The organism is Algoriphagus hitonicola (assembly GCF_900113375.1).
GTDB lineage: Bacteria > Bacteroidota > Bacteroidia > Cytophagales > Cyclobacteriaceae > Algoriphagus > Algoriphagus hitonicola.
In genome coordinates this window covers 155,023-166,783 of sequence record NZ_FOPC01000007.1, presented here as the reverse complement: position 1 = coordinate 166,783, position 11,761 = coordinate 155,023, and the positions used below count along the sequence as shown (strand labels likewise).

Annotated in this window: 7 protein-coding genes; 3 read left to right on the top strand and 4 right to left on the bottom strand. The window is 43.1% G+C overall.

Going from position 1 to position 11,761, the window contains the following annotated elements; genetic code table 11:
• The first annotated feature begins 56 nt into the window (after window positions 1-56).
• From mdh to BM043_RS11255, 3 genes are all read left to right on the top strand, one after another.
• Window positions 57-992: a malate dehydrogenase gene (mdh, locus tag BM043_RS11265; RefSeq protein ID WP_092791684.1), complete on the top strand. Its 936-nt coding sequence runs from the start codon at window positions 57-59 to the stop codon at window positions 990-992.
• A 92-nt stretch (window positions 993-1,084) separates the two neighbouring features.
• Complete coding sequence (locus BM043_RS11260; protein WP_092791682.1) at window positions 1,085-3,796, top strand: hypothetical protein; 2,712 nt, start codon at window positions 1,085-1,087, stop codon at window positions 3,794-3,796.
• Window positions 3,797-3,847: 51 nt separating this feature from the next.
• On the top strand, window positions 3,848-5,506 hold the full coding sequence (locus BM043_RS11255; protein ID WP_092791681.1) for a mechanosensitive ion channel family protein: 1,659 nt from the start codon (window positions 3,848-3,850) through the stop codon (window positions 5,504-5,506).
• 2 nt (window positions 5,507-5,508) lie between these two features.
• Here the strand turns inward: BM043_RS11255 and BM043_RS11250 are convergent, their stop codons facing one another.
• The 4 genes from BM043_RS11250 to BM043_RS11235 are packed head-to-tail and all read right to left on the bottom strand — an operon-like array spanning window position 5,509 to window position 11,670.
• Window positions 5,509-7,119, bottom strand: coding sequence for a hypothetical protein (locus tag BM043_RS11250; RefSeq protein WP_092791679.1), 1,611 nt, complete (start codon window positions 7,117-7,119; stop codon window positions 5,509-5,511).
• Window positions 7,116-8,273 (bottom strand): DUF4249 domain-containing protein, encoded by a 1,158-nt coding sequence (locus tag BM043_RS11245; protein ID WP_092791678.1) that lies wholly within the window; start codon window positions 8,271-8,273, stop codon window positions 7,116-7,118. The genes BM043_RS11250 and BM043_RS11245 overlap by 4 nt, the downstream gene beginning before the upstream one ends.
• A complete protein-coding gene (locus BM043_RS11240; RefSeq protein WP_092791676.1) occupies window positions 8,273-11,023 on the bottom strand; it encodes a TonB-dependent receptor in 2,751 nt (916 codons plus the stop codon). The genes BM043_RS11245 and BM043_RS11240 overlap by 1 nt, the downstream gene beginning before the upstream one ends.
• The gene (locus BM043_RS11235; RefSeq protein ID WP_143189520.1) at window positions 11,020-11,670 is read right to left on the bottom strand and encodes a hypothetical protein; all 651 of its coding nucleotides are present in this window, start codon (window positions 11,668-11,670) and stop codon (window positions 11,020-11,022) included. Before BM043_RS11235 ends, BM043_RS11240 begins: the two co-directional genes overlap by 4 nt.
• Window positions 11,671-11,761 lie beyond the last annotated feature (91 nt).

Genomic DNA, 11,761 nt, shown 5'->3' with positions numbered 1-11,761 from the left:
TACTTAACTTAGCGTCGCTTTTCAGGCAGTTACAAAAAATAAATCTAAAAATAATCATGAGCAAAGTTACCGTAGTAGGGGCTGGAAATGTCGGCGCAACCTGCGCAGACGTTTTGGCCTATCGCGAAATCGCCGAAGAAATTGTTTTAGTAGACATCAAAGAAGGTGTAGCCGAAGGAAAATCCCTTGATATTTGGCAAAAAGCCCCCATCAATCAGTACGATAGCCGCACCATAGGCAGTACAAATGATTATAGCAAAACGGCCAATTCTGATGTGGTAGTTATCACTTCTGGACTCCCTAGAAAGCCGGGAATGACTCGGGACGATTTGATCGAAACCAATGCCGGTATTGTAAAATCAGTTACTGAGAATGTGATCAAGCATTCCCCAAATGCTATCATTATTGTAGTATCTAACCCATTGGACGTGATGACTTATCAGGCTCACCTGACATCCAAACTTCCCCGAAACAAGGTAATGGGAATGGCGGGGATTTTGGATACGGCTAGATATCGTGCATTTTTGGCGGAGGAATTGAACGTATCCGCTAAAGAAATCCAGGCAATCTTAATGGGTGGACATGGGGATACCATGGTGCCACTACCAAGATATACCACTGTTGCGGGAATTCCGGTGACCGAATTGATCGCAAAAGACAAACTGGACGCAATCATCGAGCGTACTAAGTTTGGTGGTGGAGAGCTTGTTAAATTAATGGGAACTTCCGCATGGTATGCGCCAGGATCTGCTGCCGCTCAAATGGTCGAAGCAATTCTTAAAAATCAGCGAAGAGTATTCCCGGTTTGTATCAAATTGGATGGAGAATATGGAATCGATGATTGCTATCTTGGAGTACCGGTAATCCTCGGAAAAAATGGAATCGAAAAAGTCATCGAGCTGGATCTGAATCAAGAAGAAAAAGACCTCCTCGAGACTTCAAGAGGACATGTCAAAGAAGTTATGAGTGTTTTGGACAAATTGTCTAATTAATCTCACCTTTGAATAAAACCCGGTCTCCGAACGTTCTGGTTGTGGAGCCGGGTTTTGTTTTTATTTGATTGCCTAGATTTGACTATTCGCCTGTGAAACTCTGGAAAAGCTTACTTATTTTAATCCTCATCACATTTAGTGGCATTGCGGCTTATTGGGTGTATTACAACTACTTCGCCAAGCCACAAGTCAAATCTCTCGATCTCATCAGTCAAGATGCAGTCTTCGTCTTTGAAAGTGATCAAGGTTCTGCTACTTGGAACGCCCTCGTAGAGCACCCCTCTTGGGAAATTTTTCAAAATTTCCCGGCTTTCCAAAAAATCTCCTCGCATCTCCAAACACTCGATAGCCTCACTGGACAAACTGGACAAATCAGTCGATTACTCTCCGGCAATACCCTCACCGTAAGCTACCACTCCATTGGAGCTGATAGTTTTGATCTGCTTTATACCCTTTCTGCAGGAAATAGCTCCGGTCCGGATCTAATGGAGGAGCTAAAATCGCAGCTCCCCAAAGACAGTAAAATTGCCGAAAGAAAATACTCTGACCAGCCGGTTTTTGAATATTTTGATGCTTCCAACACAAGGCTTTGGAGCTTTTCATTTTTAGGTCCCGTTTTGATCATTTCCCAATCTTCTGCAGTAGTCGAGGAAGCCATCAGACACTACCTCAATCCCGAATTGATTACCTATCTGGATCTAATCGGTTCCAAGTCCGCTCTCAGCTATGACTTGGGCAAATTATGGATAAACTCCCAAGGAGTCAAAACACTCATGAGTGGAATGTTGGCCAACCGGGAAGAGGAAACTGCCCAAAGCATTGGGAGCTTTCCGGCAATCGCCGAGCTGGAATTATTCTTAGACGAAGGCCAACTCAGATTTGAAGGACCGGTGGTTTTCCAGGAGGAAATTGATTTTACTCCATCCATTCAGGCGAATATCAGCCAACTAGAAAATGCCATTTCCGCTCGCTCCATTGCGGTCACACAAGTCAACTTAGGAAGCATCTTTGAGACCCAAAAATTGGTCAATCGAGCATTCCCAAGTAAGTCAACTTTGGCAGCAGAAGTTCAGCGAAACCTCATAGATAAAGGGCTTTTGGATGATTTTACAGGGGAAATATACCTTCTTGACCTCGAACCTTATGGAGGCTCGGACAGCAATAAAGCACTATTGATCAGAAGTAAAAACACCGAAAGTTCAATTTCCATGCTTTCTGAATTTCTGATGAATACAGAAGGAGAAACTTCAGGGGATTTTTATGCCGGAAGGGATATTTTATTTATCGATGAGGAGGAATTTCCAGCCTATATTTTCAATGGAAAATTTATGGGTTTTGAGCAGACGTATGTGGCAGAAGTGGATGAGTTATTGATTTTTGCCAATACCCAGCAAAGTATGAAATTGGTGCTGGACGATATCCAAAATGGCAATACCTGGAGCAATGCCAATCGCGCACCCGAAGGGAAAATTGCACTCACTCCTACTGCCGGGTTTTCGAAAACAATTTTGACCAGCAATAGCTGGGATCGATGGACCACACAAACCAATTCTTCCTGGAGCACTTTCCTCCAAAAGTATCAATCGGCATTTCAGGCTTTCCCCTATTTCTCTTTTCGGATCAATCAACTTTCCGATGGTCCAAAAGCCAGTCTTACTATTCCCTTCAAATCAGGAAATATTCAAGATATCGCATCCGAAACATCTAGCGTAAGTATGGAAGCTCAAAATCGGATAGGTTTTGACGCTAGGCTGACCTATGGGCCAAAAGTAGCCATCAATCACTTGGACGTGACTGAGGATTTGGTGGTACAGGATGAAAATCAGGTGGTTTATCAGGTAAATTCCGCAGGGGAAATTGTCTATTCGACATCGGTTGACGGGCCGATTATTTCGGATTTGTTTCAGGTGGATTATTACCGAAACAACAAACTACAAATTCTCTTTGCTACCGAAACCGCGATATATGGGATTGATCGACTAGGAAACCCACTGCCAAATTATCCGATCAGCATATCCGGAGAGCAAATCACTCACCTTAATTTGGTAGACTATGACAACAATAAAAATTATCGTTATTTCGTCGGGACTGGCTCAGGTAATCTTTACCTTTTAGACAAGACGGGTAAACAACTCGAAGGCTGGAATCCGCAATCCACTTCTGAGGCGCTAGTTTACCCACCCAATCATCTCCGAGTACCGGGCCGTGGCGATTTCATGGTTAGCTTCAGCGAATCAGGAAGCCTTAATCTATTTAATCGAAGGGGCGAAAAACAAGCTGGATCACCAATATCCTTGGGAGATTCATTTTCATCGGGTGTGATTCTGGAGCGAAATCCCAACTCAGGCGCATTTCAATTGGCAGGCATTTCCAAAAATGGAGAAGTAGTACGAGTCAATTTCAATGGAGAGGTCACGTATCGGAATCAATTGATCAAGGAAGACCGGGACAGTGAATTTATGCTGGTTCCGGATCAAAAAAATCAGGATTACTTGATTCTTTCTAGACAATACAATCAAGTTAAAGTATTGGATCGAAACGAAACCGAGCTGTTTACCGCGCGGGTTTCTGAGGGGGATTTGGACTTTCAGTATTTTGACTTTGGTGGAAATAGACAGATTATAGTCATTACCGATCTCACTCAGGAATTTTCCTATCTCTATGACAAAGCGGGAAATCTACTGACACAATTGCCGCCTGAAAGTAGCGGTCCTCTCCACATCAGCTATCTTGCCAATCAGGGTCAACTCCTCATCCGCACGATAGCAGGGAGCTACCTGACCACTTACCAACTCAGCGAGTAGCCTTGGGTCAGGCTGGGGATTTGACTACCTTTGTGGCAACTTTATTAAGCGATGCAGAAAAGCCTCTTATTCTTTCTTGTCTTTTTGAGTGTACTCTCGACTCAGACGACAGCCCAGCTTATTGACGATAAGGTTGTCAAAGATCAATTTACGGATCAAATCAATCTCAGCTCGCCCTATTACACGACCCTTACATTTTTTTACAATCTAGAAGAGACCAATTTCAGGCCAAAGGAAGCTGCCAAAGCGCTTCGAATTCCGGAAAATCCGGAAGAAGATGGCGAGGGATTGGCGATCAAATTAAAACAAATCTTCGAAGGGCAGGGAGTCATCATTCGGACTAGTTCTATTCCCAACATCTCCAATTACCAAGATAGCACCTCTGGTGTACGGGAGCCAGTGTATTATTTTGATAAATCAACTCTACCGGGTGTGTTTTTAGAAAAGGTGGGAAATCAGTGGAAATTCTCAGCATTTACCATTAGCCAAATTCCCGATCTGCATCAGGAAACCTATCCTTATGGAACTGACAGACTCCTCAACCTACTTCCAAAAATAGGGACCCAAGAGTACTTTGGTCTTTATCTCTGGCAGTTATCGGGGATGTTTTTGCTTCTATTTCTCATCTTTCTTGCCCATTTCTTTTTCACATTTCTGGTGGACAAAGTCTTGGTTTATTTTTTCAAAAAGCTGAAGCACCAACAATTGGGAGAAAGTTACATTCTTCCTGTAGCCCGGATCATTTCTTACTACCTGATCGTCCTGTTGCTTTCGGTCTTTATGCCCGTCCTACAGCTTCCCGTCGAAATCTGGTCTTGGATTATCGTGATTCTGAATACGCTCAAACCATTATTGATCACGGTCGCCTTTTACAAACTGGTCAATGTAGTAGCGGTTTATTTTGCTCGATTAGCGACCAAAACAGAATCCACACTTGATGATCAGCTGGTTCCGCTGATGCGCAAAACGCTAAAAGCATTCGTGGTAATCATCGGTACCCTGTTCATTTTGCGAGATGGGCTCAACCTGGATATCATTCCATTTCTGACAGGATTGTCCATTGGTGGTGTCGCCATAGCACTGGCCGCCCAAGACACGATCAAAAACTTCTTCGGATCGGTAATGATTTTTATCGATAAACCTTTCCAAGTTGGCGACTGGATTACCTCTGGGGACATTGATGGTACAGTGGAAGAAGTGGGGTTTCGGTCCACTAGAATCCGGACATTTAGGAATTCGCTGATGTATGTCCCAAATGGAAAAATAGCCGATGCCGTACTAGACAATCACGGTTTAAGACGATATAGACGGTTTTTGACTACCTTGACCGTCACCTATGATACTCCTCCATTATTGATTGAGGAATTTGTCAAGGGACTGCGCGAAATCGTGGAAGCTCATCCCGATACGCGAAAAGATTATTATCATATTTATTTCAATAATCTTTCATCCTACAGTCAGGACATCATGTTTTACATATTTTTCGAAGTCCCCGGATGGCCGGATGAACTCCGCGCTAGGCATGAGATATTGATCCAGATCGTCAAATTGGCCAATTCACTGGGTGTGCGATTTGCATTCCCAACCCAGACCTTGCATATGGAATCATTCCCAGAAAAGAAAGATTTGATTCCGGAGTATCCTGCTGACTCTACATTTTATCAGAAAAAACTCGGGGAATTTTTAAGTACCGAACTTAAAAAGAAATAAAACTAGTCCTCTGTCACTTCAAATCGAAGTCGATGATTTGTCATACTTCCATCTGGATTTTTGGATTTGACCTGAATCATAAATATTCCAGAAAGTTCGGAAGTTAAAATTTCCAATTCATTTGAATCCGACAGAGTTTGCAAGGGATCTTTGGACCAAAATAAAACCGATCTGAAGTCTGCCAAAGAACCTGACTCGGAAAGCGATTTTTCCAATTCTATCGGGATTTGAATGCCCTTGTATTGAGAAAAAATCGCATTGCTTGGCAAAGGAAATCCACCCACATTTCCCTCATAGGTTGAGAAACTCATCACGCCTTCGTATTCCTGCTCGTTGAGATAAAATCTGCGGGAAAGAACATCGAGTTTTTCAAAACTCTTCGGATTAAACGCGGCCATCTGATCCGAATCAAAAACAGGCATTCCATCTACCAGCATTAATGGGTTCCCGGAGAAACTGTTTCCAAATTCATTCACTGAGCGAAATTGCTTTTTCCCTTGCCGAGTGCGGACAGCAATCATCGGCACATATTCCTTGATTACAGTTTCTACCGTCTCAAAACGGGTATAATCATCCAGCAGAAAGGTCCGGTCCGCCACAAATCCAGTGACCACAGGGATGGGCTCTTGCTCAAAGCGCTCGGAGTAAAATGTCTGCACTCCACTGCTGATCAGAAGCTGCTGCAAAAATGCTTCGTCATTGGGACCAATTTCTAATTCAGGGAAAATAAAACCGCTTTTAAAGGCTGTTTGTACCGCTGGAGACTGAAGTTCAAAATCCAACAAACTCCCGTTTTGATCTGCCTGAGCGATGACAAATTCCCAGTGCTTTAACCCCCCAATGTCAAAATGGAGAACACCCTCTGCATCTGCTCGATCTGTGTACAATGCTGACTCCATTCCATGAACTGACAAGAAATATACTCGGGTAGTGTCCAAAAGCATTGGGTCCACTCGGGCGGTGACGATATGCCCAAAAAGCTCCGGAACCAATTCTCCTTTCACTTCAGATTGATAAATAGCTTCAGAAGGAATCTGTCCGGTTTTTCCCAAAAATGGATTGAAAATCGCCACACTGACTTCTTGAAGATCCGTCAAATCTCCGAATTCCAGCGATAATTTTTCCCCAGCTTTCACTTCACTACCCGAGAGTCGGAGGGATGCAGATGACTCGGGTATAGAAAACGCCCGGGTGATAGGTTCAGCGCTGACTTTAGGTGGTTTTGTGGGATTAAAAATGGTGACAAACTCCTGCTTGAGTCCGTTTTCCAAATCAATTAATGGGCTCACACGAGTAAACACTCGAAGCAAATAATGATCGGAAGGTAAGTTTTCTGGGATTTCTATAAAATGAAATACCTTTCCATTTTCCAGAAGAAATTTCTCGACATGTACCGATTGATTTTCCCTATTGAGTAGTTCGGCATAAAGCACCTGAGAAGTCGAAGGTTTTTCATTTTGAAAAACGGAAGCCTCTAGCCAGATCTTTTCACCCGTGAAATAAATCGACTTGGGAATCGAATAATTTACCAGCTCTTTGACCAGCTCTTGGGCAAAAAGTACCTGAACCCCAAAGGTCAATAACAGGGTGAGGATAGTCCGGTAATTTCTCATAAATCTTCCCAAAATTCTGGTTTCACATTCGTTCCACGCCGGGTACAATCCACACAGGATGCCGTGGCGTATCGATAACCTATAGGTTCAAATCCATTTCCTACAAAAATCGGAAGTGTCGGCATGTTTCTCCCCGTACGAAAATAATCATCATAGTCCTTAACCAGAACCGTATCCGGTTCCTGGATACATCCGAAATATTCGGGCACTTCAGCTCTCCATGGGACGACTTCCCGCAAATCGATAAATAATCGCTTTTGTCTTATTTTACCCAAACTGACTTGCCCGATTACAGGGGCATCTGGATTTTGGTCTTGTCGGATATTTCCCCTGATATTGGAGGGAAGTGGACTGAAAATCGAACCCAAATCGTCGGTATTCTTTTTCAAAATCTCCCAAAATTCAGCATCTTCTTTGCTCAAAGCCATCTGGGAAATCAAAACGCTATAGCGAAGAGAAAGTCGCTCATCTCCCTCGTCGATCTGATTGATCGCCTGACGAAAAACAAACTGATCCTCAAAGCGGGAAGAAGTCTCTAGGAGCAGATCGGAGTTTCGCTCACTTTTATAACAGACATCTATTCGCTCATCCGGTTCCCGAAGGATTACTTGCTTTGACGCAGTATCGTATTTGACTTGGGAAGGAAAAGGAGGCCTAAAAGCCCAAGTTTCTTCATACATCCAGAGAAAATCATCTGCATTTTCATCCCCTTTAGTCGTTAGGAAAATCTCAACTCCATCTTCATTTCGCTCAAATCCCACATCGACAATATCCGGAGTGATGATGGGTGTCAATTCGTCAGAAGTATAACTCGTGCCGTTTGATAAAATAATCCGTAACCGATAACTATCCTGCTCATTGATATCCTGCTCAAACTGATAACTCCCTCCACCCAAATCCTCCAAAGGAAAACGGTCACTTGCGGAATTTTCCAAATATACCGTCGCCCCACCAACAGGAACCAGCTGTGGTGAATCATCCTGAATAGGCCGAGTATAACTGAGTGAAATCAAACTTGGCGAACCATCAGAGTCCAAATAACCTTCGACCACGAGGACGTTTAGATCTACCGAATCGATTTCCGGCTCAAACGGCTCTCTGCAAGCTCCAAAAGCAAGAAAAATCAAACCGTATAAAAATAAAATGCGCTTCATCAAAACTTGAAATTATAGGTAATAAATGGAATAGGCCGGGCGAAAATGGAAAGCTGATAGCCTCTCAACTGTCCATCGACCGGAGTATAATAAACCGAATAGGGATTGCTTCTCCCCAGTACATTGTATACGCCCACTGACCAAGAAGAATGGGCTAATTTTCTGACTTTGTGATTGCCTTCCAGATTGACTGAGACGTCAATCCGGAAGTAATCTGGAATCCGATAGGCATTGCGATCGGAGAAATACACGCGTTCTGATCCCGCATATTCAAACTTGGCGATGGGTAAGGTCACGGGTCTACCTGTACTGTAGTTTCCATTAATTGAGGTATTGATCCGCTTGCTTAATTCTAAATTCCCTACCAAAACCACATGGTGGGGCTGGTCAAAATTACTGGAATAAAAGCGTCCTTCATTTATCTTTTCTACACTTGGCTCATTGGAGGTTTGAAGCAAGGATCGAGAGTAGGTATAGGCCAAAGAGCCGGTAAGGTTTCCGGAGGTTTTCTTAAGCAATAATTCTATTCCATAGGCTTTACCCAGCGAATTGAGAACATCCTGCTCAATATTGTCATTTAAAATAATATTGGCGCCTGATCGATAGTCCAGCAGATTATTCATGTATCGATAATATAATTCCCCAGAAAACTCTAGGGTATTGGAAGCCATATTACGATAATAGCCCAAGGAAGCCTGCCCGCCGGTCTGAGGCTTGATGTATCGATCACTTAGCTTCCAGCTATCTGTCGGAGCAATGGCGGAGGTATTAGACAACAAGTGGAGATTTTGACGCATGGTCGTAAATCCCATTTTGATCGAAGATTGATTAGTCAGCGTATATCGACCGGAAAGTCGAAATTCAGGTCCATGGTAGGTTTGAACCGTTTCACCAGCTCCATAAGTTTGCTCTCCGATGACGTTACTCTCAGTGATTGCTTCTCCTGGCACATAGTCATTGACGATCATCGGTCCATAGATCTGATAAAACATATATCGTCCTCCATAGCTGACCAACATGCGTTCGCTGATGGTCAGTTCATCTCCAAAATACAAGGCAATTTCACGGGCATTTTCATCCGAAATATCTTCAGGAATAACAATTGATTCCTCTCCAAAAGGAAGATTGGTCCCTGGATTAAGCTGGTATTGAATCGCATGCAGTCCAAACTTGTATACGTGATTCTCTCCTTTTCGATACTCAAAATCCGCACGAGCGTGTAATTGATTGACATCAAAATTAAACTGATAGGCATTCAATGGATTGTCCTCCCCTACGATTCCAAACTCATAGCCATCGTATCCCACAGTCAAGCTGCCCTCCAATTGATCATTAAAGAAGTGGCGCCAAGTCGCGGCCAAATTCGTATTCTCGTAAGAATAGGTCGTATCTCGGTCAAATCCGAATTCATCTCTGGAAAGGTAAGAAGTGATTTCCAACTGATTCTTTTCGTTAAACTCATGCCGGATATTGGCATTAAAATCATAAAAAGATGCATTGGAACCATTAAGGGCTGCTTCATCATCGAGCAGATCGAGTGCCCAATTTGAATAGGTGGTCCTACCCCCAACAATAAAGGTTGTCTTCTCTCCAATGGGTCCCTCCAAGCTGAGGCGTCCAGTCATGATTCCTATTCCTCCACTTCCGCCGATTTTATCAGAGCGCCCAAATTTAGGTTCGACCTGAAGCACCGAAGAAAGTCGTCCTCCGTAATTTACCGGAATAGATCCTTTGTATAACTCCACCCCTGAAACCATATCCGGATTGAAGGCAGAGAAAAACCCGAAAACGTGGGCTGGATTAAACACTGTCGATTGATTGTAAAGGATCAGGTTTTGGTCAGCAGCTCCTCCTCTGACGTTGAATCCCACACTCGCTTCTCCCACCGTGTTGACTCCGGGCATAGTCATGACACCGCGAATGACATCCACTTCGCCAAGGATAGCAGGCAGACGTTTTACTTGGGACATGCTCATCGATTGTACACCCATATCCAGTTTGCTGACATTACTGAGAGCGCCCGAATTGACTACAATTTCATCCAAGGAGAGAAAACTTTCCTGTACCTCCAAGTCAAACTCCCCATCTCCAAAGAGCTCAATTTGTCGCTGCTCTTGATATCCTCCTGGATTCTGAATAAAGAGCGTATGTCGTCCTTTGGGGAGTTCTAATTGATAATTTCCTTCTTCATTCGTAATCGCTTGTAAAAATCCCTCTTTCTCAAAAATCACCGTTCCGAGCATCGGGCTGCCATTGTCGATATTGGTCACGGTTCCACTGAGAATTGCTGTGTTTTTATTAGGGTCTTGATTGTCCTTGCCGATTTCAAAGCGCATATTTCTGGCAAAGGCCCCCAAACTTGAATTTCCACTGTCATCTGAGCCTTTGTCTGCGGTGGATCGAGGTTCAAAATATCCACGGGCAAAATTTACCGTCATCTTTTTGCCTTGGGTTATAAACACGCGGTGATCCGATGAAATAGAAAACTTAAAATCCGTACCCGAAAAAATGGTTTCCAGCAAATCCTCCAAGCCACTTTCCTCGGCTTGGAGGTTAACGGTGGTTTCAGCCAGTAATTCCTGGTCATAAAAAAACCGGTAATCGCTTTCCTCCTCAACTTTTTCAGCAAAGCGATCGAAAGAGACCCCTGCAAAAAATCCTGAAATTTTTTGAGTGCTCTGTGCTTTTAGACTTTGCAGGCTCCATCCCGAAAGGAACAGAACAAAAAGTAAAATTTTACTAAAATTCATTGCATAGCTGGTTTGCTGGAATTGTATAATTTAACCAAGGAAATCAAAAATTTTCTGGGGTTTTGATTGAAGTAGATGCCTTTTTTGATCAGTTTTTCCCGCACCGCTTTTTTTTCGATTTGCAGTAGTTTGATCGCATCTTTTTTCTTTCGGATAGGAAAAAACTCTCCTTCTTTTTCTAAAAAGAAGTCTTCGTATTCTACGTAATACGCGACAAATTCACCTACCTCACGGGCAGGTTTTTCTTCTTTATAGTGTTTGGAAATTAATCGATACGAGCCGGACTCGAGGAGTTCATAAAATCCATTTCTATTATAAAAGTACCGTTCATTGCCTTTGACTTTAATAAATTGCCTCTCATCTGAAAGAACAAATGCATCAATTTTATCAGGATTGATGAGCAGCTTTTGGGTAAAAAGCGGATGAAAGGTCACCAACTGATCATATCGGATATCATAAAGCAGAGGCACATCAGGATAAAAGACCCGATTGATAGTCAATCCTCCATTCTGGAAAGAACGGGTTTCCAAAAAAGGAAACCCATCATGATTTCGGGGCGGCTCAGGATACTGTGCTCCTGTGATCAGCTCTTGAAAAAAGGGAAGTTCCGCTTGATATTGATCAAGGTTTGCCAAATTTTCATTCACTGTTTGAGCTTGGGATGAAACCGTCAAAATCAAACATAAACCCCAAAAAAAAATAAATTTCCGCATGGATGAAATTACGATAGAATCCTCT